The organism is Devosia sp. BK (assembly GCF_032907385.1).
Lineage (GTDB): Bacteria > Pseudomonadota > Alphaproteobacteria > Rhizobiales > Devosiaceae > Devosia.
Map to the genome: position 1 here is coordinate 333,142 of NZ_JAIMBX010000002.1, position 25,604 is coordinate 358,745.

The window sequence follows — 25,604 nt, forward strand, 5'->3', positions numbered from 1 at the left end:
ATGCTCTACGCCATGATCGCCAAGGACGCGCCCGGCGCGCTGCAGAAGCGCCTCGATACTCGTCCGGTTCACCTCGAACACCTCAACTCGTTGGGCAAGAAGTTGGTTTTTGCGGGCGCGTTGCTCAACGCTGAAGAGCAGCCGGAAGGCTCGATCGTCGTCTTTGAAGCCGAAACGCTTGCCGAAGCCGAGGCGCTGGCTGCGGCAGATCCCTTTGTGCCCGCCGGCGTTTTCGAGAGCTACGAAGTCAAGCGCTGGCGCATTGCCATCAACACCACCGGCGTGGAGTTCTAAACCTCATGGCCTATTGGCTGATGAAGTCCGAGCCGGATGTCTTTTCCTTCGATGATCTCGTCGCCAAGACGGCGAAGGGGGAAGTCGAAGAATGGCATGGCGTGCGCAATTATGCGGCGCGCAACAATATGAAGGCCATGGCTGTCGGCGACGAGGCCTTTTTCTACCATTCCAATATCGGCAAGGAGATCGTCGGCATCATGACGATCGTGGCGCCGGCCCATCCTGATTCGACCGGTGAGCTCAACGCCAAGGGCGAAGTCGTCTGGGAATGCGTCGATGTTCAGTCGGTCAGACCCTTTCCGAAGCCGGTGACCCTCGCCGAGATCAAGGCGACGGAAGCGCTGTCGGAACTGGAGCTGGTAAAGCTGTCGCGGCTGTCCGTCTCCAAGGTTAGCGCCAAGGAGTGGAAGCTGCTGTGTAACATGGGTGGCTTGTGAAAAATTTTGGCCAACGATTCACGTGAAACGTTGGCCAAAACGTAGCGTCAGTCGCGCGGCACAAAAGTGAATTCGGCTTCGTTGCCGCCGGCGGGGTCATCAGAAACTTCGATGGCCAACTTGTTGTCTTCAAGGGCTGCAAACCAGTCATCCCAGCTCACAAGCTCAAAGCCGTCCACGCGATCTGGACCTTCATTGCCCTCGGCATTGAGCGCATCTTGACCAAAGGTGAGCTGCAGGATGGTCCGGCTGCTGGTCCCATCGGGCGTTTCCATCAGGACGGGATTGCCGCCACGCGCTTCGGCCCATTCGCGAATGGCTTGGCGATCGGTCAGTTTTTGCGACATTGTCTTCTCCTAGCGGTGCGTTGCTGGAAAAAGCCGTTATCGCGAGCAAGGTTCCGCAGAATGCACGCCACAGCTTGCGCGGCACAACAAGCCTGCTAAGGAGCAGCAAAGACAGGTGGAGAAGGGCCCATGGCCGGCAGCGACAAAACCATTCTGATGGGCAAGATCGGCGCGGCCCACGGTATCAAGGGCGAGGTGCGCATCGCGACATTCACGGGCGATCCCGAAGCCATTGCGAGCTATGGGCCCCTCGATACCGACCGGCCCGGCCTTACGGTCACCATCGAAACAGCGCGTCTCAGCAAGACCGTGCTGATCGCCCGGCTGAAAGGCGTGCGCGATCGCACTGAGGCCGAAAAGCTCAATGGCGTTTCGCTCTTCATCGACCGCGATCGCCTGCCCGAGCCGGACGACGAAGATGATTTCTATCACGCCGACCTGATCGATCTCGATGCGCGTCTCGAAAGTGGCGTTAGCATCGGCGCGGTCTCGGCACTCCTCAATTATGGTGCGGGCGACCTGATCGAAGTGACCGATCCTCGATCCGGCGACACTTTTCTTTATCCCTTCACGAAGGCGGTCGTACCCACGATTAATATTGCAGCCGGCTTTCTCATCATTTCGCCACCGCTCGATGCCGAGCCGGGCGAGGAACAACCGGACTGATGTTTTCAGCAGATATCATTACGCTCTTTCCCGATCTCTTCCCGGGCCCGCTCGGCGCCTCGGTGCTAGGCCGTGGCATGGGTGACGGGCTCTGGACGCTGCGCGCGACCAATCTCCGCGACTTTGCGACCGACCGGCATCGCACTGTCGATGACACGCCATCGGGCGGCGGCGCCGGCATGGTGCTCAAGCCTGATATTTTGGCCAAGGCGATCGATACGATTGCCCCGGAAGACGACCTGCGGCCACGCATCCTCATGTCGCCGCGCGGCAAGCCACTGACCCAGGCGATCGCGCATGAATTGGCCACCGGCCCCGGCGCCGTCATCGTTTGCGGCCGTTTCGAAGGGGTCGACCAGCGCGTAATCGACTCGCGAAATCTGCAGGAAATTTCCATAGGCGACTATGTTCTTGCCGGTGGCGAAGTCGCCGCGATGGTTTTGCTCGAAGCCGTCGTGCGGCTCATTCCAGGCGTTCTCGGTGCGCTCGACAGCCGCGACGAGGAAAGCTTTGAAAACGGCTTGCTCGAATATCCTCACTATACCCGACCCCAGACGTTCGAAGGGATGGATATCCCGGCCATTCTGACCTCTGGCGACCATGGCAAAATTGCCAAGTGGCGGCATGAGCAATCCCTCGCACTGACCCGGTCGAGACGCCCGGATCTATTGGATAAAGGCTAGACTCTCTCGCCATTTTCCCCTATGAGCCGCCCATTCGCGCGCATGGGTATCGGACCCGGCGTGCGCCAAGACCAAAAAGACTAACCTCCGTCACAACAAAGACCGGGTGACCCAGTCACCCCTAGAAAAGATCGAACGGATCAAAAATGAGCAGCATTATCGAACAGCTCAACGCCGAGCAGGTTGCCTTACAGGCGTCCAAGCGCGAACTCCCGGAATTCACCCATGGCGATACCGTCAAGGTGTGGGTCAAGATTCGCGAAGGCGACAAGGAACGTCTCCAGGCCTATGAAGGCGTCGTGATCGCCCGCTCCGGCGGCGGCATCACCGAGAGCTTCACCGTGCGCAAGATTTCGTACGGCGAAGGTGTGGAACGTGTCTTCCCGCTTTACTCGCCCAACATCGCTTCGGTCGAAGTGATCAAGCGCGGTAAGGTTCGTCGCGCCAAGCTTTACTACCTGCGCGATCGTCGCGGTAAGTCGGCTCGTATTTTCGAATCGACCAACGCCCGGACCCGCAAGATCGAAGCTGGCGAACGCACTGCAGCTCAGGCTGCTCGCGAAGCCCGCGAAGCCGAGAAGGTCGCAGCCGCTGAAGCCTTTGCCGCCGAACAGGCTGCCAAGGATGCAGAAGCCGCAGCAGCCGCCAAGGCCGCTGAACAGGCTGCCGCCGCTGAAGGCGAAGCCAAGAGCGAATAAGCGCTTTTTAGCGTCAAGCTTTGAAGCCCGGCCGCAAGGTCGGGCTTTTTTGTATTGCGAGGTATGCGGGATTGGTTTGTGTTTTGGTTGAAGCACCCCCACCTAGCCTCCCCCTGGTAGGGGGGAGGGATGCATCGGTGGCTCGCGAACGGCGCGGCAAAAGCTAGTCTGTTCCTCTCCCTATAGGGGGAGGTTAGGTGGGGGTCTCAATTAGAGTCCCTGACATATCTCGTCAGGAGGCGACCCTCCCCGGCTATTTCCGGCTTTACCCCTGCCCCGGCTCCGCCCTAAAAGAGCCTCGGCTCCAAGTCGCAAAAAAGTCCGGAACGCCCATGACCCTCTCTATCGTCACCTGGAACATCAACTCCGTGCGGCTGCGCATCGAGATGGTGCTCGATTTTCTCCGCCAGTATCAGCCGGATGTGCTGATGTTGCAGGAGATCAAGTGCACGAATGACCAGTTTCCGCGCAATGCCTTCATCGAGAATGGCTACCCGCACATGGCGGTGCATGGGCAGAAGGGCTATCACGGCGTGGCCATCGTTTCGAAATTTCCGCTGACAGATATTTCGAGCCGGGTTTTCTTCGAAATTCCGGAATCGCGCCATGTATCGGCGCTGGTCGATATCGGCCATGGCCCGTTCACGCTGCACAACTTTTATATTCCTGCTGGCGGCGACGAGCCCGATCCCGAGATCAATCCGAAATTCAAGCACAAGCTGGGTTTCTTGGCGGAACTGAAGACCTGGTTCGGCGAGCCGATGTTCCAGCGCAGGCAGCTGATTGCCGGCGATTTCAACATCGCGCCGCATGAGAACGACGTCTGGAGCCACAAGCAGCTCCTCAAGATCGTGAGCCACACGCCGATCGAGACCGAAGCGCTCAATAGCCTCCTCACGGGCGGACATGGCTGGGTGGATGTAGTGCGCAAGCACATTCCCTACGACCAGAAACTCTATAGCTGGTGGAGCTATCGAAGCGCCGATTGGAATGCGGCCGACAAGGGCCGTCGTCTCGATCACATCTGGACCACGGCCGATGTCGCGGAACAGTCGATCGGTGCGGAGATCATCCGCCCTGCCCGCGGCTGGACCGACAAGCCATCGGACCACGTGCCGGTGATCGCTCGCTTCGCGCGTCCTATTTAGCCTTCATCTTACGCTTGAGCGGATCGAGCGCAGTCAGATAGCCGGTCAATTCCCGCTCGATGCGCTGCACGGCTTTCTGAGCCAGCTCAGGATATTGCCGCACGAGCTTCAAAAAGGCTGAGCGCGGCACGAAAAGCAGTTCGCAATCGGTGACGGCTGTGATGGTCACGGGGCGAGGCTTTTCGAGAATAAGCGCCATGGGGGAAATGATGCTGCCCGGCTCGGACAGCGCATAGGGCTTTCCCGCCTCGACGCCGACATTGCGCGCCTTGACGGTGCCTTCGATCAGAACGAAAGCGCCCTCGGGCACGTCGCCCGCCGTATAGATGACACTGTCGGCATCCATCATCCGGCGATCGCTGGCGAAGCCCAGCATGCGCCGTTGCTCATCGTCGCACATATTGAAGAAGTCGGCCCGCGCGAGTATGGCGGCCGCATCGTCCATTCTCATCAGCCATCGACCCAAATGCGCCCTACCCGCCGAACGACATCCGGCGGGTCAACGCATTGTCTATAGGGTAGTTCGCTCCGAGAATGAACACCCTTGTCCAAGCCACGCCTGCCGAAAGTGAAATTCTGCCTTCGGCGGGCGCGGTTTAGCCTCAAGGGACCAGGCGATAACCGCCATCTTCGGTGACCAGCAGGCGCGCATTGGAGGGGTCGCGCTCGATCTTCTGGCGCAGGCGATAGATATGCGTCTCGAGCGTATGCGTCGTGACGCGGTTATTATACCCCCATACTTCCTTGAGAAGGATGTCGCGGGTGATGGTTTTTGGGCCCTGCCGATAGAGATATTTGAGGATCGAGGTTTCTTTGTCGGTCAGGCGAACCTTGATCCCGTCATTGGTTTCCAAGACCTTGGCCGCGGGCTGAAAGCTATATTGGCCGATCGTGAAGACGGCGTCCTCGCTTTGATCGTGCTGACGCAGCGCCGCATTGATGCGAGCCAGCAGCACCGGGAAGCGGAAGGGTTTTGTCAGGTAATCATTGGCGCCGGAATCGAGGCCCTTGATCTCATCGGCTTCGGTGTCATGACCGGTGAGCATCAAGACAGGGCTCTTGATCCCTTCCTGGCGCATGAGCTTGACCGCATCGCGGCCATCCATATCGGGCAGGCCGACATCGAGAATGGTCAGCTCGACATTGCTCTCGCGCAGCACCTTTAGCGCATCGTTCGCCGACCCGGCTTCGACGATGTCGAATTCGGGTTCGCCCTTGAGCTGATCGACCAGCGTTTCGCGCAGATCCGCGTCGTCGTCCACTACAAGGATGCGTCGCTTGTTCATTGGATTCTCCGGTCTTTTCGCTGTGGCCGACGCCAACACATCAATGCGACCCGTTCTGGGCTCGCCAATCACATGAGCGTTATTTAGTTTCCAGTAACGAAAAATGGCGGGGAAAAGTTGCAGCCGCTTACGCCAAGTGATCGGCGGTGGCGGCCTTGGGCCGATGGCCAAAAAGCGCTGATCCAACACGGACATGGGTCGCGCCCATGGCGATGGCGGTCTCGAAATCCCCACTCATGCCCATGGAAAGATTGGTCACCTCGCACTGCCGCGCTAACATCGCGAGATGCGCGAAATAGGGGCCAGCGGGCTGACCGTCGGGCGGGATGCACATGAGGCCGACAATATCGAGCCCATGCACCTCGCGGCAGCGTTTCACGAAATCGACCGTCTCATTGATCGAAATCCCGGCCTTTTGGTCTTCGCCGCCAATATTGACTTGAACGAAGCACGGCAAGCGCTTCCCGACGCGCTGCATTTCCTGCGCTAGAACGCCGGCGAGCTTGTCGCGATCGACGGTTTCGATGACATCGAATAGCTCGACCGCTTCACGCGCCTTATTGGTTTGAAGGGGGCCAATAAGGTGAAGGGTGACCCCAGAGAATTCCGAGCGCAGCAAGGGCCACTTTTCCTTCGCCTCCTGAACGCGATTTTCGCCGAAAACCCGTTGTCCCTCTTGCAGAAACGGCCGCACGTCATCGGCATCAAAGGTCTTCGAAACTGCGACGAGCTCGACCTTTTCCGGCGGCGCGCCAAAACGGTCCTGCGCCTTTTCGATCCGTGTGATGATGGTGTTGAGCGCGGATTTGGCGCTGATGGCGCTGTCGGCCATGGTAAGGCCCCGTTTCTGTTGACCTTGGAGGGGATTTCTGGTGATGGTCCGGTAGCCAAAAACCCCGAAAAGCGCAAGCTGGCGAGCTCTTTGAGCCGCCAGGGCAAAGCATCTTCAAGGACGAGCACAGTGAGCGGCGAACGCTACAATCCGCGCGAAAGCGAACCGAAATGGCAAAAGATCTGGGACGACGCCAAAAGCTTCGTCACCGCCAATGACGATCCGCGCGAGTGCTATTACGTCCTAGAAATGTTCCCCTATCCATCGGGGCGCATCCATATGGGCCACGTCCGCAACTATTCCATGGGCGACGTCGTCGCGCGCTATCATCGCGCCCGCGGCAAGAACGTCTTGCACCCCATGGGCTGGGACGCCTTCGGCCTGCCGGCTGAAAACGCCGCTATCGAGCGCAATACCCATCCGGGGTCATGGACCTACCAGAACATCGAAGCGATGAAGGCGCAGCTCAAGTCGATGGGCCTCTCCATCGACTGGACACGCGAAATCGCCACCTGCTCGCCCGACTATTACCAACACCAGCAATCGATGTTCATCGACATGCTCGAAGCCGGGCTCGTCACGCGAAAATCCTCCAAGGTCAATTGGGACCCGGTGGACATGACCGTGCTCGCCAATGAGCAGGTGATCGACGGCAAGGGTTGGCGCTCCGGCGCCCCTGTGGAACAGCGCGAGCTGACCCAGTGGTTCTTCAAAATCTCGGACTTTGCCGAGGACCTGCTCGAGGCGCTCGATACGCTGACCGACTGGCCGGAAAAAGTGCGCACCATGCAGCGCAACTGGATCGGCAAGTCGCAGGGTCTGAGCTTTAATTTTACGGTGAAGAACGCGCCGCAGGGTTTTGAAACACTGCCGGTTTTCACGACCCGCGCCGATACGATGCGCGGCCCGACCTTTGCCGCCATCGCGGCGGATCATCCGCTCTCCAAGCACCTGGCGGAAAGCAATCCGGCAATCGTTGATTTCATCGAAGCCTGCCATCGCATCGGCACGGCCCAGGAAGCCATCGATACCGCCGAAAAGCTCGGCTTCGACACCGGTCTCAAGGTCTTGCACCCGGCTGATCCGACCTGGGAGCTGCCGCTCTACATCGCCAATTTCGTCTTGATGGACTACGGCACCGGCGCCATCATTGGCTGCCCGGCGCATGACCAGCGCGACCTCGATTTCGCGCGCAAATATGACCTGCCCGTGCTCGACGTCTTCATGCCGCTCGATAGCGACAAACCGGTCGGCACCGAGGCTTTCGTGCCGCAAAAGACCGAGAAGGTGAAATACGTCCGCTGGTTTGGTGAAGACGGCGCTATCCTGACCAACGAAGAGGCCATGGCTAAAACCTTGGCGCTGTTCGAAGAAAACGGCTGGGGCACGGCCCAGACGCAATATCGTCTGCGCGATTGGGGCATTTCGCGCCAACGTTATTGGGGCTGCCCGATCCCGGTGATCCACTGCGAAGTCTGCGGCACGATTCCTGTGCCCAAGAAAGACTTGCCGGTTAAACTCCCCGAAGATGTGACGTTCGACAAGCCGGGCAACGCGCTCGACCATCACCCGACCTGGAAGCATGTCCACTGCCATCAGTGTGGCGGTCCGGCGCGGCGTGAAACCGACACCATGGACACGTTTGTCGATTCGTCCTGGTATTTTGCCCGCTTCACGGCCCCACACGCCGATACGCCGACGGTTCCCGCCGTCGCCAATCGCTGGCTGCCGGTCGATCAATATATCGGCGGCGTCGAGCACGCGATTTTGCACCTGCTCTATTCGCGCTTCTTCACCCGCGCAATGAAAGCGACGGGCCATGTCGACCTGAGCGAACCATTCAAAGGCCTCTTCACCCAGGGCATGGTGACCCACGAGACCTATAAGTCTCAGGCCGGCGAATGGGTGAACCCGACCGAAATTCTGATCGAAGCCACGGGCGATACGCGTACCGCCACGGATCTTAAAACCGGCGCACCGATCACCATCGGCTCCGTCGAAAAGATGAGCAAATCCAAGAAGAACGTGGTCGATCCGGACGAAATCGTCGCGACCTATGGCGCTGATACCGCCCGCTGGTTCATGCTTTCGGACTCCCCGCCAGAGCGCGACGTGCAATGGACAGAGGCCGGCGTTGAAGGCGCCAGCCGCTTCCAGCAGCGCGTCTGGCGCTTGGTCACCGAGGCCATCGAACTCGATCAACGTGCAGCTGAAACCACAGCCACTGACGCCAAAGATGCGCTGGCGCTGCGCCGTGTGATCCATCGTAGCGTCGACGGCATTGGCAAGGATATCGAAGGCCTGCGCTTCAACCGCGCCGTCGCCCAGATCTATGAATTGACCAATGCTTTGACCAAGACCCTGCAAGGTCAGATCGGCCCGGAAACCCGCGCAGCCATCAGGGAAGGCGCGGAAAAGCTGACTGTGCTGCTCTCGCCGATGATGCCGCATCTGGCCGAAACCTGCTGGGAGGCGCTCGGCAAGTCCGGTCTCGTTGCCGACGCAAGCTGGCCGGAGGTGGACGAGGCCATGCTGGTCGACGACACCGTCACCATGCCGGTCCAGGTCAATGGCAAGCGCCGCGCCGAAATCACCGTAGCAAAGGGCACGCCCGCAGCTGAAGTCGAACGTCTGGTCTTGTCGATGGACGAAATTGTCCGCATTCTCGAAGGCAAGGCACCGAAGAAAATCGTCGTGGTGCCGGACAGGATCGTCAATGTCGTTGTCTAGGCTGAAGCGCCTCGCTTTCATCGTGCCCCTGGCGCTCGTTTCGGCGGGCCTGGGCGCCTGTTCGTTCCAGCCGGTCTATTCGGGCCGGCTGGCCGAGACCCCCCAGCTCCAGCTCGCCTACGCCAAGCCAGCAACGCGGCTCGAACAGGTGGTCTATCAGGAACTATCGCTTCGCCTCGGCGAAACCACGACGCCGACCGTGCCCCTAGTGACGCTCTCGGTTTCGGGTTCGGTGTCGGCGCCCTATCTCAGCGCGACGACCAATCCCAATACCCCCTACGAAGCCACGGTGACCGCCACGGCAACGATTACTGCCAGGGATGCGGGCAGCGACAAGCCAATCAGCATTACCCGCACGGCCAAGGCGCAGCTGACCCATAGTGGCCAGGTGCTTGCCGATACGCAGGCCGATCAGGAGGCGCAGGAACGCGCCGCCCGCGCCGCCGCCGAATCGCTACGCCTTGCCATTTTGGCAGCGCTTGCGGGCTGATGACCGCGCTTAAGGCACATGAGGTTCAGCGTTTTCTTGCGCGGCCAGACCTGACGGAGGGCATTTTTCTCGCCTATGGCCCCGATGGCGGCCTTGTGCGGGAAACAGCCCAGCGTCTGATCCGCTATCTTGCTGGTGACGACATCGCTTCGGCCGATGTCATTACCTTTGATGGGCCAGAACTGGACGCCGAACCTGGCCTGCTAATTACCGAAGCACGCAGCGGTTCGCTTTTTGGCGGCAAACGCATCCTTCGCGTGCGCAGCGCCAGCAAAAGCCTTGTCATGCCCCTGACCGAGCTGCGAGACGATCCCGGTGGGACGGCGATCGTTCTCGAAGGTGGTAATCTTGCCCCGCGCGATGCGCTCCGAGCGCTGGTCGAGGCCGCCAAGATGGGCCGCGCCCTGCCCTGCTATCCCGACACCGATGAAACGCTCACCAATCTCATGCGTGAGAATTTCAACCAAGCCGGTATCCGGATCGATTCCGACGTCATTCCCACCCTGCGCGAAATCCTTGGCAATGATCGCGAAATTACGCGCCGCGAACTTGAAAAGCTGACCTTTTTCGCTGCGACAACCAAAACGCTGACCCGCGAAGATGTGCTGACTCTGTGCGCCGACAATGGCGCCTTGGCGATCGATGCCATTTTGGACGCAACAGGCGGCGGCCACGCCGAAAAGCTGGAATTGGCGCTCAACCGGGCGCTGACAAGCGCAGTCAATCCGCAGCAGCTTCTCGCCATGCTGACCAACCACTTTGCCAATCTGCGCCGTTGGCGCGTCGACGTCGATGCAGGTAAACCGCCGCGGGCCGTGCTCGAAGCTGTGAAACCCAAGCCCCACTTTTCGCGGATCGGTCAGCTCGAACAGCAATTGCGGCTCTGGACAGACCCAGCTCTGGCCATTGCATCCGAACGGCTGCTGCAGGCGACGAGCGACAGTCGACGCAAGCCTGCCTTGGCCACTGCCATCTTACACCGGACGACCCTAGCCCTCTGCATGATGGCAGCGCAGCACTGAACAGCGATAACGGCCTCTGCATAGCAGAGGCCACCTAGCTCAAAACGATTAGCGAACTAATTATGTTGCCCGGTTAGCTTGTGGCAAAGGGCATCGAGCTGCTCCAAGGTCTTGTAGCGGATCTCGACCCGCCCACCGCGCTCGGAGTGATTGAGCGAAACGGAAAGACCCAAGACATCGGCAAGCCGACGTTCAAGGGCCACAGTATCGGCATCGCGCGTGGGCTCGGCGATCGGCGCCTTGCGAACAGGCGCCTCGCGCTGCTGGCTCAGGGCTTCAGCTTCGCGCACCGAAAGGCCCCTATCGACGATCTGACGCGCCAAGCCCGAGGGATCCTCGACGGTGATAAGCGTGCGCGCATGACCGGCGGTCAGTGTGCCGCTCGACACCATGCCCCGTACATCCTCAGGCAGCTTGAGGAGGCGCAGGGTATTGGCCACATGCGAGCGGCTCTTGCCGATCACCTGCGCCAGATCCTGCTGCGTGTAGTCAAACTGCTCGATCAACTGGCCATAGCCCATGGCCTCTTCGAGAGGATTGAGATCGGCGCGCTGGACGTTTTCGATAATAGCGAGCTCGAGCGCTTCCTTGTCATCCACTTCGCGGACGATTACAGGGACGTCGTGAAGCCCGGCCTTTTGCGCTGCGCGCCAACGGCGCTCGCCGGCGATCAGCTCGAAAATATTGGGATCATCCGTAGGGCGAACAAGCAAAGGCGACATCACGCCTTTTTCACGGATCGAATTGGTCAGCTCTTCGAGTTGGCCTGGGTCGAAGGTGCGTCGCGGATTTGCCCGATTGGCAATAATGAAATCAACCGGCAAGCGCTTGCCGCTCGACCCGCTTTCGGTGACCCGCGCGGGTTCCATGGAATGCATATCGCCGATAAGTGCTGCGAGCCCGCGGCCAAGACGAGTGGGTTTGTCAGTCATCATGGGCTCCTAGGCAGCAACCAGCCGGCGTTCGCGGCGAATTACTTCGGTGGCTAAGCGCAAATAGGCTTGACTACCCGCGCATTTAAGATCGTAAAGCAACGCCGGCTTCCCATAAGATGGCGCCTCGCTCAGGCGCACATTGCGCGGAATCACGGTATCGTAGACCAACTCGCCCATTTCGCTGCGCACGTCGGCGAGAACCTGTTCGGATAGATTATTGCGTTTGTCGAACATCGTCATGACGACGCCCTGGATAGACAAACGTGGATTGAGCGTGGACCGGATCTGCTCGATGGTCTGCAAAAGCTGGCTCAATCCTTCTAGGGCAAAAAACTCGCACTGCAGCGGCACAAGCACAGCATCTGCGGCGACCAAGGAATTGATCGTAAGAAGATTGAGCGACGGCGGGCAGTCGATCAGAATATAGCTCACCGGTTGATCGTTGATCCGGAGATCGCCGAGCTGTTTGAAAGCATCGCGGAGCTTAAAGGCGCGGTCGCCCTGCCCGGCAATGGTCAACTCGACGCCCAAAAGGTCCATCGTCGACGGAACAATGGCGACATTGGGCACGCTCGTCATGATCGCCGCCTGCGTCACCGTGGCTTCGCCTACCAAGACGTCATAAGCGGAGATTTCACGATCCGTGCGCGAAATGCCAAGACCCGTGGAGGCATTGCCTTGGGGGTCGAGATCGACAATCAGCACACGTTCGCCGATAGCAGCAAGCGCGGTCGCAAGATTGATAGCAGTCGTCGTTTTACCGACGCCACCTTTTTGATTGGCCAGAGTCAGGATTCGGGGTGCCAAGAAAGGCCTCCACTTTTGCCGCTAAGACGCTGATTTTCTTCGAAGATTCGTGATCGTCAGGATCACGCCGCCGGGATCAGTGTCACTCTTGTTTACTACCACGTCATGGTGCCAATGCGCACCCGAATCCTGGAGTTCTTCAACATGTTCCCGCCCCTTGTGAAGCAAGGCCCTTGTTTTTGCAGCGAAAAATGGTTCCATCCACGCGCACAATTGCGGCATTGCAGCGAGGGCGCGAGACGTGATGACATCGGGGACAGGTGTTTCACGTGAATCAATTTGATCGCTCCGCTGCCCAATCACTGTCACGGCCAGCCCAAGCTCACGCGCGACGGTGCGCAAGAAGCTAACTTTTCGAGCAGTCGGCTCGATCAGCACGAAGGAACGATCGGTCCCCTTTGAGGCAATAGCGAGTGGCAGCGCTGGGAAGCCACCGCCACTTCCGAAATCCAGGAAGTGCCTGTCGTCGTCCTTAAGCAGCGCAGTAACCTGCACGCTGTCGGCGAAATGTCGCTCCCAAATTGAGCTGAACGTTTCACGTGAAACAAGATTCTGAACCGCCTGCCATTTCTTGAGCAGCGCAGCATAGGTTTCCAAGTCCTTGCCGACTGCGTCGATTGGTCTTGAGAAATGGCCAGCATAGGGGGCTATGGCAGTGTAGTCAGCCATCAGCCAGCTTTCCGGAGGTCACCGCGACGCAAAACGGCCAGAAGGAGCGTTACCGCAGCGGGTGTCATACCGTCCATGGTCTGGGCCTGAGCGATCGTTTGCGGACGGAATTGGGACAGCTTCTGTCGCAGTTCCATCGACAGTCCAGGAATGGCATTATAATCCATCTCATCTGGAATGTGACGCGTCTCATCGCGCCGCATGCTTTCAATATCCGCCTGCTGACGGTCGAGATAGACAGCATATTGTGCATCAATTCCAAGCTGCTCTCGCACGGCCTCCGGAACATCTGAAAGTTCCGGCCAAAGTCTCACGATATCGTCCCAGCCCAGAGCGGGATAAGACAAAATCTCGAACGCCGAACGCCGCTTGCCGTCTTCGTTGATGGGAATGCCAGCCTTGCGCGCCTGGCTCGGCGAAGCAACTGACGCGTGCAATTTCTTTCGGCCCGCCGTCAGCGAAGTTAGCTTTGTCTCAAAGAGGTCTTCGCGGACCTCTGTGACCAAGCCCTTTTCCATGCCCTGCGGAGTCAACCGCTGATCGGCGTTATCAGCGCGCAGATGTAGCCTGAACTCAGCACGCGAGGTGAACATGCGATAGGGTTCGGATACACCACGCGTTACCAGATCATCGACCATCACGCCGAGATAACTATCTGTGCGCGAGAGGATCAAAGGTCCCTGCCCGCTTGCAGCTAAAGCCGCGTTGGCGCCAGCGAGAAGGCCCTGCGCGCCGGCTTCTTCATATCCCGTCGTGCCGTTGATCTGACCCGCAAGATAAAGCCCAGGCTGGCGCTTGACCTCAAGGGTAGGCCGCAACTCGCGCGGATCAACGTAGTCATATTCGATCGCATAGCCGGGCCGAACAATCCTAACGTTTTCAAGGCCAGGCATCGAGCGAAGGAAAGCGTCTTGGACATCCGCGGGTAGCGAGGTGCTGAGCCCGTTCGGATAGACCGTATTCTCTTCGAGGCCCTCGGGCTCGAGGAAAATCTGATGGCTATCGCGATCGGCAAAGCGCACAATTTTGTCTTCGATCGATGGGCAATAACGCGGGCCGCGCGATTGGATCCGGCCGGAGTACATCGCTGAACGATGCAGATTGTCCGAGATGATCCGATGCGTTTCGCTCGTCGTCCTCGTGATGTGGCACGACACCTGCGGTGTAGTGATCGCAGTGGTCAGCGCCGAGAATGCCTCTGGTGGATTATCGCCAGGCTGTTCTTCCAAGACACTGTAATCGATCGATGTTTTGTCAAGGCGCGCCGGTGTGCCCGTCTTTAAGCGACCAAGTTGCAGACCAAGATTTTCGAGTCGCGTCGAAAGCCCGAGCACGGGCTTTTCCCCAATTCGGCCAGCGGGCACCGTTTCTTCGCCGCGATGGATAAGGCCACGCAGGAAAGTGCCGGTCGTTAGCACGACTGCCTTCGCGGAAAACCGACGACCATCTAGCAGTACGGCGCCATATATGACCCCATCGGTGACTTCGAGATCATCAACCTCACCCTCGATGACATCAAGGTTTGGCTGGGCTGTTATCGCGGCCTGCATGGCGTTGCGATAGAGCTTGCGATCGGCTTGGGCCCTTGGTCCTCGAACGGCCGGTCCTTTCCGGCGGTTCAGCACACGAAACTGAATGCCTGCCTCATCAGCGACGCGGCCCATAAGACCATCAAGCGCATCGATCTCCCGGACCAGGTGGCCTTTACCAAGCCCGCCAATAGCTGGGTTGCAGCTCATTTCGCCAATAGTGGCAAAGCTATGAGTGATAAGCGCCGTGGGAACACCAAGTCGTGCTGATGCGGCGGCAGCTTCGCACCCGGCATGACCTCCGCCTACGATGATGACAGCATAGTCCGTCATGGCTTGTCCTTAATGTCCACAACGCCCGCTAAGGCGTTTACGCTGGCGATGTCTGGTGATTGGGGCTGTCTTATCGACTTTTGGTGCTCTTGAGAACAGAAAGTGTTGTTTCACGTGAATCACTAAATGGTGGCACCCGCCGCAAATGTTTCACGTGAATCATTTTCCGATACAGAAGCTGGAAAACAAGCGATCTAGGACCTGCTCAGCATCGACCCGGCCAATAAGCCGCTCCAGGGCCTGTGACGCGTGTCGGAGAGATTCCGCAACCAGCTCCCAGTCCGCCAGTCCAGCCCGGGTTTGAGCAAGAGCATCGATCGCGTTTTGTAGGCCAACGCGGTCTCGTTCATGGCTCACGAGCGCTGGTTCGCTACCTGCCAGCGTTCCGCCAATCTCGCTCAGACGCGTAATGAGCGCGTCCAAACCTAGGCTCGTCTCGGTCGAAACGGTCAGATCAAATCCTGTTCTATCATCAAGATCTGCCTTCGTGCCGATGGTAATGACTCGGGCCGATGTCGCTGGTTTTGTGGTATCGTCAACGTCCGGTGCCACAAGCCACAGCAGGATGTCGGCATCGGCAATTGCCCTCTCCGCCCGACGAATACCTTCAGCTTCTGCCTTGCTTGCGGTATCCCGCAAACCGGCTAGATCGAGCAGGATAAACAACTGTCCACCGATATCGAGTGGGACTTCGCGCACATCGCGCGTCGTGCCAGCCTCATCTGAGACAATGGCGACATCGGACTTTGAAAGAGCGTTGATGAGGCTGGATTTCCCAGCATTTGGCGCCCCAGCAAGCGCCACTCGAATGCCTTCGCGCACGATGCGTCCGCTGATGACGCTCGCCAGAGTAGCTTCAATCGAGTGTTTCAGCGCGGAAAGTTCAGACTGAAAACTTTCCGGTAGATCTTCGTCAACATCGCCTTCATCAGAGAAATCGAGGCGGGCTTCAATTTCAGCGCGAAGATTGAGCAAAGTCTCACGCCAGGCATCGACCGTCGCAGTTAGTCGGCCGTCATACCGCGCGAGGGCTTGTTGTCTCTGCTTTTCGGTTTCCGCACTAAGCAGATCGCCAAGGCCCTCGATAGCCAGTAGATCAAGCTTCCCGTTTTCAAATGCCCGTCGCGTGAATTCTCCCGGCTCGGCGAGGCGAAGACCGAAGTCACCAAGGGTGCGCAATATGGCCTTTACACCGGCAGGAGATCCGTGGACCTGAAACTCCACACAGTCCTCGCCGGTAAAACTATTTGGCCCCGGAAACCAGGCAACGAGACCATGATCAAGCTGCCGATCAGCGCCAATCTTGCGCAAGGCCAGCGTTCTTGGCTTGGGTAGATCGCCGGTCATAAAAAGCAGCGCCTCCCGAGCTTTTGGGCCCGAGAGGCGGATGACGGCAACGCCGGATGGCAGGGCGCCCGAAGACAGCGCCATGATCGTATCGCCGGCTAGCATTTTGAGATCAGGTATTCATCGAATCGAAGAAATCCGAATTGGTCTTGGTCTGGCGGACCTTGTCCATGAGGAATTCCATGGCGTCGATCGTGCCCATCGGATTGAGAATACGGCGGAGCACGTACATCTTCTTGAGAATGTCCGTCTCGACCAGCAGTTCTTCCTTACGCGTGCCCGACTTGGTGATGTCGAGCGCAGGGAAGATTCGCTTGTCCGCGACCTTGCGGTCGAGAATGATTTCCGAGTTACCGGTACCCTTGAATTCTTCGAAGATCACTTCGTCCATGCGCGAACCGGTATCGATCAGCGCCGTGGAGATGATTGTGAGGGAACCGCCGTCTTCAATATTCCGCGCCGCGCCAAAGAAGCGCTTCGGGCGCTGGAGGGCATTGGCGTCGACACCACCGGTGAGGACCTTGCCGGAGCTTGGCACCACAGTGTTGTAAGCCCGGCCGAGACGCGTGATCGAATCGAGCAGGATGACGACGTCACGTTTGTGTTCGACGAGACGCTTGGCCTTTTCGATCACCATTTCGGCGACCTGAACGTGACGAGATGCTGGCTCGTCAAAGGTCGAGGAAATGACTTCGCCGCGCACCGAGCGCTGCATATCGGTGACTTCTTCCGGACGCTCGTCAATCAAGAGCACGATGAGATAGCATTCGGGATGGTTGGTGGCAATCGATTGTGCAATATTTTGCAACAATACCGTCTTACCAGTACGCGGCGGCGCAACAATCAAAGCACGCTGGCCCTTACCGAGCGGTGCTACCAAATCCAGCAAGCGCGCAGAACGATCCTTCAACGTCGGATCGGGCATCTCCATGCGGAGGCGTTCTTCGGGATAGAGCGGGGTGAGATTGTCGAAGTTGACCTTGTGGCGAATGGCCTCTGGATCTTCGAAATTGATGGTGCTGACTTTAAGCAGCGCAAAGTAGCGCTCGCCTTCCTTGGGAGAGCGGATTTCGCCCTCGACCGTGTCGCCCGTTCGCAGACCAAAGCGACGAATTTGGCTCGGGCTGACATAGATGTCATCAGGGCCGGGAAGATAATTGGCATCGGGAGAGCGCAGGAAGCCAAAGCCGTCAGGCAAGACCTCGACCACACCTTCGCCGACAATGTCGATGTCCTGGGATGCCAATTCCTTGAGAATGGCGAACATCAACTCTTGCTTGCGCATGGTCGAAGCATTCTCGACTTCGAGTTCTTCGGCGAACGCCAGCAATTCGGCCGGGGATTTGGCCTTGAGCTCGCTGAGCTTGATATTCTGCATGGATGCGATGGACCCTTGGGGTAAATCGTAGAGGAGAGTTTTTATTTTGGGGGAGAGCACCGCGCGTTACCGGAATCGGCCGCGCCTTAGGAGGGATGCGTTGCGATCCATGTAGCGCGATCCAAAGCGGGTTTCAAGGTGGAACCCAAGCCGCAGCGAGAATTTTGCGGCATGGTGGATTCACGTGAAACGCCGCGCCGTCAACTATCGGAATGAGCCCGTGGCAAACGGTACGGCTTAAAAGCATCAGAACGGTTTGACGATGACCATGATGACAATGCCGATCATCAGCACGGTCGGCACTTCGTTGATGATCCTAAAATACTTCTGCGGCTTGACGTTTTCGTCGCGCGCAAAGCGTTTGACGTGGCCGGCGAGAATGCCATGGACACCGCTAAGGCCGATGACGAAAGCGGCCTTGAACCAAGGCCAGAGCGAACCCCAATCGACGCCCCCGAGATGGATCATGGTCAGGCCAAAGACCCAGGTGGCGATCATGGCGGGGTTAATGATCCCCTTGAGCAGCCGGCGCTCCATGATCTTGAACGTCTCGGATTGCGGCGTGCCCTTCTCCGTCACCGAATGATAGACGAACAGCCGCGGCAGATAGAGCATGCCGGCCATCCAGGCGATGACCGAAATCACATGCAGCGCCTTTACCCATTCATACATGTCTGCACCTAGCCCTGCTTGACCAGTTCGACGAGCTTGGCCACGTGGTCGATCGGCGTTTCCGGCACGATACCATGCCCGAGATTGAAGATATGCGGACGATCGGCATAGGCCTCTTTGATCTCGATCACGCGGCGCTCCATGGCGTCACCGCCGATGACGAGGCGCAGCGGGTCGAGATTGCCCTGAACCGGCAAATCAGCTGGCAGATGCTCGCGGGCAAAGTTGAGCGGCGTTGCATAGTCGAGCCCCAGCGCATTGACGCCAGTGGCATTGGCATAGCGCCGCAAATTACCGGCAGCGCCACGCGGAAAACCGATGATCGGTGCATTGGGCACGCGGGCCCGCACGCCTTCGACAATCCGTCGATTGGGCTCGATCACCTGGGTCGTAAACGCTGCATCGTCGAGGTTGAGCGCCCAGCTTTCGAAAAGCTGCACCACATCGGCGCCGGCCTTGAGCTGGGCAACGAGATAATCGACGCTTGTTTCAACCAGCACCTCCATGAGCTTGGCAAAGCTTTCCGGATGCTCGAGCGCAAACCGCCGCGCCACCCATTGATCGGGCGAGCCCCGGCCATTGAGCATATAGGTCGCCACGGTCCAGGGAGAGCCACAGAAGCCGATCAGGGTCTTTTCAGGAGCAAGGGCCGCCCGGAGGCGCTTCACCGTCTCCAGCACAGGAGCCAGATGCTCTAAAGCCCCACCGCGCTCCAGCCGATCGACACCGCTTGTGGTGAGCGGCTCAAGCATGGGGCCTTCACCCTGTTCAAAGCGAACCTTTTGCCCCAGCGCATCTGGAATGACGAGAATATCGGAAAAGAGGATCGCAGCATCGAGGTCGAAGCGGCGCAGCGGCTGCAGCGTCACCTCGGTGGCCAGTTCAGGATTGTAGCAGAGATCCAAAAAGCTGCCGGCCTTGGTGCGCGTCTCGCGATATTCCGGCAGATAGCGTCCTGCCTGTCGCATGATCCAGATCGGGGGTGTGTCCTGGCGTTCTCCGAGAACCGTTGCCAGCAATTTCTTCTTGGTCACCGCGCTTGCCCTTTCGTCCCTTTCAAAACCTAAAAGAGACTCTTTGTCTTCGTATCTTCTTCTTTATGGCGGTGTTTATCTGCAATTCATGGCGCTCCACAATCGCCGCATGTGGCGGCACTTGCGCGCAGCACGTCGTTAAGGGTCTGTTAATACCTGTGACGCTTCCCGCTCGCCGCACCCGTTAACGAAGTTTAAGAAGGCCTTAATCAGGCGACTCCCGAGTCAATGATTCGGATTCGCCTGTGGATGAGGGAGTCGATAATCCTCTCCGCGCAAATCCAGTTGTCCCCAATGATTCCCCCAGCCCCTCTCCGCCGACCTCGGAAAGGAATTGTTAACTTTTTAACGAACAGGTCGAACAAGTCTGCGGTCTGCGCAAAGTTACGAGTCATTCCCACAAATGCGGCTTGAGCTGGGGATGACAGTGTGGAAAACTTCTCCCATGTTGATCCTTGCTTCCTCCAGTCCGACGCGTAAGGCCTTGATGGAAAAGGCAGGTCTGCAGTTTTCCATTTCGCCTGCCACCATCGACGAACGTGCGCTCGAAGCATCTGCTTTGGGCGATGGGGCCGATGCCCGCGACCTCGCTTCGCTGCTTGCGCGATCCAAGGCAGAGGCCGTCTCGGCACTCTATCCTGAAGCCTTTGTGATCGGCGCCGATCAAACTTTGGCGCTTGGGACCGAGCTCCTCCACAAGCCCATCGACATGGTTGACGCTGCGCGCCAGCTCGATCATCTCGCGGGCAAGACCCATCGCCTCCATGCAGCGGTTGCGCTCGTTCGTGGCGGCAATCTGATCTGGTCCGCTATCGAAACCGCTGAATTGACCATGCGCGATTTCGACGCCGGCGAGCGCGACAGGATTTTGGGCGCGGAAGGCGAAGCGGCTTTGTCTTCGGTCGGTGGCTATCGGCTCGAGGGCCCGTCCATCCAACTGTTTGAAAAAGTGGTCGGCGACTACTTTACGATCCTTGGCCTGCCGCTCTTGCCGCTTCTCGGCGCATTGCGGGATTTCGCGCCTGAGCTTTTCTCAAAATCACCGGACCAGTTGTGACCCGCAAAGCCTTCGTCATCGGGCACCCCATCGCCCATTCGCGCTCCCCGCTTATCCATGGCACCTGGTTCGCGCAATACGGCATCGATGGCAGCTATGAGGCCATCGATGTCGCGCCAGACGCTTTGCCCGACTTTTTCAATCGGCTTCGGGGCGGTGAATTTGCCGGCGGCAATGTCACCATCCCCCATAAGGAAGCGGTTTTCGCGCTCTGCGACAGCGTCGATGATCTCGCCAAAACCATCGGTGCGGTAAACACGCTCGTCGTGCGCGAAGGTAAAGTGCACGGATATAATACCGACTATCTCGGATTTTTGGGCAACCTCGATGATAAGGCGCCGGGCTGGGATAAAGATCTCAAGGCGGCGTTGGTCATTGGAGCAGGTGGGGCGGCCCGCGCTATCTTGGTGGCCCTGCAGAGTAGAAATATTCCGATTATTCTTGCTAATCGTACCCGCCGTTCGGCCGACGCACTCGCCAGTATGCTGGGTGGTAAGATTTCCCTCTGCGAACTGGATGAAATTAACTGCGCTGCGCCCTTGGCGGGACTTGTGGTGAATACGACATCGGTCGGCATGCATGGTACGCGGTTCGAGAATTTCGATCTTAACGTGCTTGGCTCCGACACAACTGTGACAGACATCGTCTACTCACCACTGGTCACGCCGCTCCTCGCCGATGCACAGGCTGCCGGGCTGAAAACCGTCGATGGGCTCGGCATGCTTTTGCATCAGGCCGTTCCTGGCTTTGCCGATTGGTTCGGGGTCCGCCCGACGGTGACGCCGGAACTGCGCGCCCGCATTGAAGCGACCCTGGATCATTAGATGTGGCGCCTCGGAATTACCGGCTCCATCGCCACCGGCAAATCGACCTTGCTCGAAACTTTTGCCAAGGCCGGTGTGCCGGTCTTCTCAGCCGATCAAGCAGTGGCCGAACTCTATGAAGGTGAAGCCGTCGGACCGGTCGATGCGCTTTTCCCAGGGGTCGCCAAGGACGGTCGGATTGATCGCCAAGAACTTGCCCGCCGCCTTGCCGTTGATCCCACGGGTTTCAAAAAACTCGAAGCCTTGGTGCATCCGTTGGTGCGCGAAAAGATCGCTGCTTTCCTCGATAAGGCGGAGCGCGCTGGCGAGCCTATCGCTGCGGTTGAAGTGCCGCTGCTTTTTGAAAGCGGCCACGATTATGGCTTCGACGCCATTGCCGTGACGGTTGTCGACCCAGACATTCAGAACGAGCGCATCATGGCCCGACCGGGTATGACCGTGGAAAAGCGCGATGCTATCCTTGCCCGCCAGCTCCCGCAGGATGAAAAGAAGAAGCGCGCCACCTATCTCTTCGATACGGCGCGCTCGCGCAAAATAATCGACGCGGAAGTCGCCGCATTGGTTGAAGCATTGAAGACAAGGGACCCAAAACAATGATCCGGGAAATCGTTCTCGATACCGAAACGACGGGTCTGTCCCATGCCGAAGGCGATCGTCTGGTCGAAATCGGCTGCGTCGAACTGATCAACCACATTCCTTCGGGAAAGACGTTTCACGTCTATATCAATCCTGAACGCGACATGCCCGAAGAGGCGTTTCGCGTGCATGGTTTGAGCCGCGAGTTCCTCTCCGACAAACCATTGTTCAAAACCGTGGCGGATGAGTTTCGTACTTTCGTCGATAGCGCGCGCCTCATCATTCACAACGCACCCTTCGACATGGGCTTTCTGAATGCCGAACTCGGCTGGGCCGGGCTCAGCAAGCTCGACAACGAAGTCATCGACACCGTTATGCTCGCGCGCAAAAAGCACCCGGGCGCCCGCGTCAGCCTCGACTCCCTCTGCAAGCACTATGGCATCGACAATTCGCGCCGCACGCTGCACGGCGCGCTGCTCGACAGTGAAATTCTTGCCGAAGTCTATCTCGAACTGATCGGCGGCAAGCAGGTCAGCCTCGCACTCATTGCCGAGGCCGAAAGCGACGGTAGCGAGAGCCTTCTTACCCGCGTTGCGGCCCGTCCGCGCCCTATGCCCCTCCCCTCGCGTATTTCCTTCGCCGAAGCCGAGGCCCACGACGCTTTCATCGCCAAGATGGGCGAAACGGCGATCTGGGCCCAATACGCCGAAGTCGAAGCGGCGGAATAGTTTTTGGTCCTTTCTCACCTAGTCTGGGTGAGACGCCAGCTACAAAACTAAAAAACCCCAGCTCGCGCCGGGGTCCTTCACATTCAAAATCAAAAATCCAAAAATCAGTTGGGCAGGTCGCTGGCTGGAGCGGCGGCGGCGCCACCTTCGGCCTGCTGCTTGGCTGCGAGCTGGGCAAGATTCTGGCGATAGATGGCCATGAAGTCGACCGGCTCCATCATCAGCGGCGGGAAGCCGCCCTGCTGGGTAACGTTGGCGAGCACCTGGCGGGCAAATGGGAAGATCAGACGCGGGCATTCAACCATTAACAGCGTCGAGATCTGGGCTTCTGGGATGTTGCGCAGGCGGAAGACGCCGCCATAGACCAGCTCGACGTTAAAGAGGAGCGTCTCTTCGCGGTTGGCCTTGGCCTTGAGGTTGAGCTCGACCGCATAGAGATCGTCTGACTGCTTCTTGACGCCGACCGAGATCGAAACGTTGAAAGCCGGGTTGCCGCCACCGGCCATGATGGTGCCGGGCGCGCCTGGATTTTCAAAAGAAAGATCGCGGACATACTGGCCCACAAGATTCATGCTGGGCGCGTTGCCGGGCTGCGGCGCTGCCGCGCCCTGGTTTTCGTCGGCCATAATTGGTCCCTTTGTGTTTGGACGTTTTCTTGCCCGGCTGGCTAGCATCTTTGCCGATATCGGACAAGCAAAGAGGCTGGTTCAGCTCCTATTTGCGCTGCCAGTCATCGTCGTCGAGGTCGATCGTCTGGCTCCCTTTGAGATGGGGCGGTTCGGCATCGTTCGCATGGCGATAGGATGTTGTTGTCGTCTGCACGACGGTCATGTTGCGCGTCAGTGTCTTATAGAGCCAATGACGAACCGGCGGCACCATCAGCACGAGGGCAATCGCATCGCCCAGAAATCCGGGAATGATCAGCAAAACTGCGGCGACGGCGAGCACCATACCGTCGAACAGCGCTTGTCCCGGTAGCGTACCGGTCTGCATATTGCTGCGCATCCGGTTGAGGACGCTGAGGCCCTGCTGGCGGAGCACCGCAATGCCGAGGACGACGGCGAGGACGACAAGACCCAGCGTCGGCATGACGCCAATGGTGCGGCCAACCAGAATGAAGAGCGCGATTTCGATCAGAGGCAGAAGTAGAAACAGAATGGGAATGAAGCGGAGCACCCGGGTCATCCTTTGTTTAGGGGCGCGGCAAATCGCGCCGCCGTGAGTGAACTGGTTTTGAGCGAAAGCTTTTCCTATATATAGGTTCAACACGCGCGCTCGGCGAGCGCTCAACGGCGTCTTTAGGCACGCCCAGCTATCAGGTGCACCGACATATGGACGAGTTTCTCGATCTGCCCACCCTCATCGCCATTGTGGTCGCGGTCTTCGTGCTGTTCCGCCTCCGCTCTGTCCTGGGAACGCGGACGGGCAATGAGCGCCCGCCGATCGACCGCAGCCGCTCGACGCCGGCCGAAAAGAAAACCGCTGCTGCCGATGATGGCGTCGTGCCGCAGCGCCCACGCCCGGCTGATGGCCCCAACCTTGACGACGAGCGCCGCACGCGCAAACTCGAAGCCGAGATCGAGCAGGCCGCGGCCGGCAATGCCGAATTGGCCGCCGGCCTTCGCGCCGTCGCCGAGGCGGATACTGGGTTCACGCCAAAATCCTTCCTCGAAGGCGCCAAGCAGGCTTACGAGATGATCGTCACCGGTTTTGCCGAAGGCGACCGCACGACGCTCAAGAACCTTTTGGAAAAAGACGTCTATGAGAGCTTTGCCCGCGCGATTTCCGATCGTGAAGCGGCCGGCCACAAGAACGAGTTCACCTTTGTGGGCCTCCCCAAGGTCGCTATTGTCCAAGCAGAATATGACAAGAAGAATGTTCTCGTGACGGTCGATTTCCACGCCGAAGTGGTTTCGGCAATTCGCGACAAGGACGGCAATCTCGTCGAAGGCAATGCCGACCAGGTGCAGACCATCGCCGACGAATGGACTTTTGCGCGCAATCCCAAATCGCGCGATCCGAACTGGAAAGTCGTCACCACGAGCCAGCTCGACTGATCAAGCTTCCGGCAGGCGTCAAAAATGTCCAAGCGCGACTCCAAGCGCCTGCCGCACGATTTCCATCTCTGGACCTCCGTGTCCGAGACGGTTGAGCCCCTGCGTCGCAAGGGGCTTTTGAAATTTGGGTCCAAGCCTGCCTTGCCCATTCCCGAGCCCGAACCGACGCCGGCGATCAAGGCGCCCCCCCGCATGGGCACCCCCAAAAAGCCTTTCCTGCCGGCCTATCAAGCGCCTTTGCCCGCCGCCAAAGTGGTCGACAAGAATGTCGATCCAGCCATCCATAAAAAGGTCCGCCGCGGCCGTATCGAAATCGATGGCACGATAGACCTTCACGGCATGACCCAGGTCGTCGCGCGCGAAACGCTGCGCCGCTTTATCGGCGCACGCGCTGCGCGGGGTGACCGGACCCTGCTCGTCATCACCGGCAAGGGTGCCAAGACCGAAAACGACTATATCGCCGCCATGACCGAACGCGGCATTCTGCGCACAATGTTGCCGATCTGGCTGTCCGAACCGGGTCTCTCGCACATGATTTCCGGCTGGAGCCTTGCCGCCCGCGGCCATGGTGGGGAGGGCGCATGGTATGTGCGCCTGCGCCGGCCATGACCCCGCTTGGCGCCAAACTGCGGGCCCTTAGAGAAGCGCGGGGCATATCGCTCAAGGAAATGGCTGCGGCGCTCAACGTATCGAGCGCCTATCTCTCGGCGCTGGAACACGGCAGGCGCGGCACGCCCACGAGCTTCCTGCTCCACCGCATGATCGCCTATTTCAATGTCATCTGGGACGAGGCCGAAGAACTCCAGCGCCTCTCGGAAATTTCCGACCCCAAGGTGACGATCGACACAGGCGGGCTTTCCCCCGAGGCGACCGAACTGGCCAATCGTCTACGGGACAATATCGACCGGCTCGACCCTGAAGACCTCAAGTTCTTGCGAGATGAACTGGTGAAGCGCACGGGAAAGAAGCGGTAGGCCTTTGATGACACTCCCGCGCACGGGCGGGACACCTCCCCCTCCACG

The 25,604-nt window shown here is 58.8% G+C and carries 30 protein-coding genes; 16 read left to right on the plus strand and 14 right to left on the minus strand.

What is annotated here, in order from left to right; translation table 11 throughout:
- Window positions 1–294 (plus strand): YciI family protein, encoded by a 294-nt coding sequence (locus tag DevBK_RS13530; RefSeq protein ID WP_062630573.1) that lies wholly within the window; start codon window positions 1–3, stop codon window positions 292–294.
- 5 nt (window positions 295–299) lie between these two features.
- Window positions 300–734: an EVE domain-containing protein gene (locus DevBK_RS13535; protein ID WP_317185836.1), complete on the plus strand. Its 435-nt coding sequence runs from the start codon at window positions 300–302 to the stop codon at window positions 732–734.
- Window positions 735–781: 47 nt separating this feature from the next.
- On the opposite strand, the gene DevBK_RS13540 is transcribed toward DevBK_RS13535, so the two are convergent.
- Window positions 782–1,081 (minus strand): hypothetical protein, encoded by a 300-nt coding sequence (locus tag DevBK_RS13540; RefSeq protein WP_317185837.1) that lies wholly within the window; start codon window positions 1,079–1,081, stop codon window positions 782–784.
- A gap of 129 nt (window positions 1,082–1,210) precedes the next feature.
- Between DevBK_RS13540 and rimM the strand changes: the two genes are divergently transcribed.
- The 4 genes from rimM (at window position 1,211) to DevBK_RS13560 (ending at window position 4,276) form a co-directional block, all read left to right on the plus strand.
- Entirely contained in the window at window positions 1,211–1,747 is a 537-nt protein-coding gene (rimM, locus tag DevBK_RS13545) for a ribosome maturation factor RimM (protein WP_317185838.1), read from the plus strand.
- Window positions 1,744–2,430, plus strand: a complete 687-nt coding sequence (gene trmD / locus DevBK_RS13550) for a tRNA (guanosine(37)-N1)-methyltransferase TrmD (protein ID WP_317186114.1) — start codon at window positions 1,744–1,746, stop codon at window positions 2,428–2,430. Before rimM ends, trmD begins: the two co-directional genes overlap by 4 nt.
- 146 nt (window positions 2,431–2,576) lie before the next feature.
- Window positions 2,577–3,128: a 50S ribosomal protein L19 gene (gene rplS, locus DevBK_RS13555; protein WP_061908462.1), complete on the plus strand. Its 552-nt coding sequence runs from the start codon at window positions 2,577–2,579 to the stop codon at window positions 3,126–3,128.
- A 332-nt stretch (window positions 3,129–3,460) separates the two neighbouring features.
- Window positions 3,461–4,276: an exodeoxyribonuclease III gene (locus DevBK_RS13560; protein ID WP_317185839.1), complete on the plus strand. Its 816-nt coding sequence runs from the start codon at window positions 3,461–3,463 to the stop codon at window positions 4,274–4,276.
- Here the strand turns inward: DevBK_RS13560 and DevBK_RS13565 are convergent.
- From DevBK_RS13565 to DevBK_RS13575, 3 genes are all read right to left on the minus strand, one after another.
- Window positions 4,269–4,721, minus strand: coding sequence for a Crp/Fnr family transcriptional regulator (locus DevBK_RS13565; protein ID WP_062630570.1), 453 nt, complete (start codon window positions 4,719–4,721; stop codon window positions 4,269–4,271). The genes DevBK_RS13560 and DevBK_RS13565 overlap by 8 nt on opposite strands.
- A 157-nt stretch (window positions 4,722–4,878) precedes the next feature.
- Window positions 4,879–5,562 carry a response regulator transcription factor gene (locus DevBK_RS13570; protein ID WP_061908465.1) on the minus strand — a complete coding sequence of 228 codons (684 nt, stop codon included), beginning with the start codon at window positions 5,560–5,562 and terminating at the stop codon, window positions 4,879–4,881.
- A gap of 127 nt (window positions 5,563–5,689) precedes the next feature.
- Window positions 5,690–6,394 (minus strand): YggS family pyridoxal phosphate-dependent enzyme, encoded by a 705-nt coding sequence (locus DevBK_RS13575; RefSeq protein WP_317185840.1) that lies wholly within the window; start codon window positions 6,392–6,394, stop codon window positions 5,690–5,692.
- Between the two features lie 129 nt (window positions 6,395–6,523).
- Here DevBK_RS13575 and leuS point away from each other — a divergent pair, with 129 nt between their 5' ends.
- From leuS to holA, 3 genes are read left to right on the plus strand one after another with little or no spacing between them, the layout of a single operon-like run.
- Complete coding sequence (gene leuS / locus DevBK_RS13580) at window positions 6,524–9,124, plus strand: leucine--tRNA ligase (protein WP_317185841.1); 2,601 nt, start codon at window positions 6,524–6,526, stop codon at window positions 9,122–9,124.
- Window positions 9,111–9,614: an LPS assembly lipoprotein LptE gene (gene lptE / locus DevBK_RS13585; protein ID WP_317185842.1), complete on the plus strand. Its 504-nt coding sequence runs from the start codon at window positions 9,111–9,113 to the stop codon at window positions 9,612–9,614. Before leuS ends, lptE begins: the two co-directional genes overlap by 14 nt.
- Complete coding sequence (holA, locus tag DevBK_RS13590; RefSeq protein ID WP_317185843.1) at window positions 9,614–10,636, plus strand: DNA polymerase III subunit delta; 1,023 nt, start codon at window positions 9,614–9,616, stop codon at window positions 10,634–10,636. The genes lptE and holA overlap by 1 nt, the downstream gene beginning before the upstream one ends.
- Before the next feature lie 56 nt (window positions 10,637–10,692).
- Here holA and DevBK_RS13595 read toward each other — a convergent pair whose 3' ends face one another.
- The 8 genes from DevBK_RS13595 to hemE form a co-directional block, all read right to left on the minus strand.
- The gene (locus DevBK_RS13595) at window positions 10,693–11,568 is read right to left on the minus strand and encodes a ParB/RepB/Spo0J family partition protein (RefSeq protein WP_061908891.1); all 876 of its coding nucleotides are present in this window, start codon (window positions 11,566–11,568) and stop codon (window positions 10,693–10,695) included.
- 9 nt (window positions 11,569–11,577) lie between these two features.
- The gene (locus DevBK_RS13600) at window positions 11,578–12,378 is read right to left on the minus strand and encodes a ParA family protein (protein WP_317185844.1); all 801 of its coding nucleotides are present in this window, start codon (window positions 12,376–12,378) and stop codon (window positions 11,578–11,580) included.
- 21 nt (window positions 12,379–12,399) lie between these two features.
- Entirely contained in the window at window positions 12,400–13,047 is a 648-nt protein-coding gene (gene rsmG, locus DevBK_RS13605) for a 16S rRNA (guanine(527)-N(7))-methyltransferase RsmG (RefSeq protein ID WP_317185845.1), read from the minus strand.
- The gene (gene mnmG / locus DevBK_RS13610; protein WP_317185846.1) at window positions 13,047–14,909 is read right to left on the minus strand and encodes a tRNA uridine-5-carboxymethylaminomethyl(34) synthesis enzyme MnmG; all 1,863 of its coding nucleotides are present in this window, start codon (window positions 14,907–14,909) and stop codon (window positions 13,047–13,049) included. Before mnmG ends, rsmG begins: the two co-directional genes overlap by 1 nt.
- 159 nt (window positions 14,910–15,068) lie before the next feature.
- On the minus strand, window positions 15,069–16,340 hold the full coding sequence (mnmE, locus tag DevBK_RS13615) for a tRNA uridine-5-carboxymethylaminomethyl(34) synthesis GTPase MnmE (protein ID WP_317185847.1): 1,272 nt from the start codon (window positions 16,338–16,340) through the stop codon (window positions 15,069–15,071).
- A 28-nt stretch (window positions 16,341–16,368) separates the two neighbouring features.
- Window positions 16,369–17,634 carry a transcription termination factor Rho gene (gene rho / locus DevBK_RS13620; protein WP_061908474.1) on the minus strand — a complete coding sequence of 422 codons (1,266 nt, stop codon included), beginning with the start codon at window positions 17,632–17,634 and terminating at the stop codon, window positions 16,369–16,371.
- 246 nt (window positions 17,635–17,880) lie between these two features.
- On the minus strand, window positions 17,881–18,306 hold the full coding sequence (gene hemJ, locus DevBK_RS13625) for a protoporphyrinogen oxidase HemJ (RefSeq protein WP_061908475.1): 426 nt from the start codon (window positions 18,304–18,306) through the stop codon (window positions 17,881–17,883).
- A gap of 8 nt (window positions 18,307–18,314) precedes the next feature.
- Entirely contained in the window at window positions 18,315–19,340 is a 1,026-nt protein-coding gene (hemE, locus tag DevBK_RS13630) for a uroporphyrinogen decarboxylase (protein WP_317185848.1), read from the minus strand.
- Between the two features lie 445 nt (window positions 19,341–19,785).
- Here hemE and DevBK_RS13635 point away from each other — a divergent pair, with 445 nt between their 5' ends.
- From DevBK_RS13635 to dnaQ, 4 genes are read left to right on the plus strand one after another with little or no spacing between them, the layout of a single operon-like run.
- Window positions 19,786–20,397 (plus strand): Maf family protein, encoded by a 612-nt coding sequence (locus DevBK_RS13635; RefSeq protein ID WP_317185849.1) that lies wholly within the window; start codon window positions 19,786–19,788, stop codon window positions 20,395–20,397.
- On the plus strand, window positions 20,394–21,221 hold the full coding sequence (locus tag DevBK_RS13640) for a shikimate dehydrogenase (RefSeq protein WP_317185850.1): 828 nt from the start codon (window positions 20,394–20,396) through the stop codon (window positions 21,219–21,221). Before DevBK_RS13635 ends, DevBK_RS13640 begins: the two co-directional genes overlap by 4 nt.
- Window positions 21,222–21,818: a dephospho-CoA kinase gene (gene coaE / locus DevBK_RS13645; RefSeq protein WP_061908479.1), complete on the plus strand. Its 597-nt coding sequence runs from the start codon at window positions 21,222–21,224 to the stop codon at window positions 21,816–21,818. It abuts the gene before it with no gap.
- The gene (gene dnaQ, locus DevBK_RS13650; protein WP_061908895.1) at window positions 21,818–22,525 is read left to right on the plus strand and encodes a DNA polymerase III subunit epsilon; all 708 of its coding nucleotides are present in this window, start codon (window positions 21,818–21,820) and stop codon (window positions 22,523–22,525) included. Before coaE ends, dnaQ begins: the two co-directional genes overlap by 1 nt.
- Window positions 22,526–22,629: 104 nt before the next feature.
- On the opposite strand, the gene secB is transcribed toward dnaQ, so the two are convergent.
- Both secB and DevBK_RS13660 read right to left on the minus strand, forming a co-directional pair.
- A complete protein-coding gene (gene secB, locus DevBK_RS13655; RefSeq protein ID WP_061908480.1) occupies window positions 22,630–23,151 on the minus strand; it encodes a protein-export chaperone SecB in 522 nt (173 codons plus the stop codon).
- An 88-nt stretch (window positions 23,152–23,239) separates the two neighbouring features.
- Window positions 23,240–23,701 carry an FxsA family protein gene (locus tag DevBK_RS13660; RefSeq protein WP_162236085.1) on the minus strand — a complete coding sequence of 154 codons (462 nt, stop codon included), beginning with the start codon at window positions 23,699–23,701 and terminating at the stop codon, window positions 23,240–23,242.
- A 155-nt stretch (window positions 23,702–23,856) separates the two neighbouring features.
- On the opposite strand from DevBK_RS13660, the gene DevBK_RS13665 reads away from it, so the two are divergent.
- Genes DevBK_RS13665 through DevBK_RS13675 form a run of 3 tightly spaced genes read left to right on the plus strand, consistent with a single transcriptional unit; the run spans window position 23,857 to window position 25,556 of the window.
- Window positions 23,857–24,582: a Tim44/TimA family putative adaptor protein gene (locus tag DevBK_RS13665; protein WP_317185851.1), complete on the plus strand. Its 726-nt coding sequence runs from the start codon at window positions 23,857–23,859 to the stop codon at window positions 24,580–24,582.
- Between the two features lie 24 nt (window positions 24,583–24,606).
- Window positions 24,607–25,191, plus strand: coding sequence for a Smr/MutS family protein (locus DevBK_RS13670; RefSeq protein WP_317185852.1), 585 nt, complete (start codon window positions 24,607–24,609; stop codon window positions 25,189–25,191).
- Window positions 25,188–25,556 (plus strand): helix-turn-helix domain-containing protein, encoded by a 369-nt coding sequence (locus DevBK_RS13675; RefSeq protein WP_317185853.1) that lies wholly within the window; start codon window positions 25,188–25,190, stop codon window positions 25,554–25,556. Before DevBK_RS13670 ends, DevBK_RS13675 begins: the two co-directional genes overlap by 4 nt.
- The last annotated feature ends 48 nt before the right edge of the window (window positions 25,557–25,604 follow it).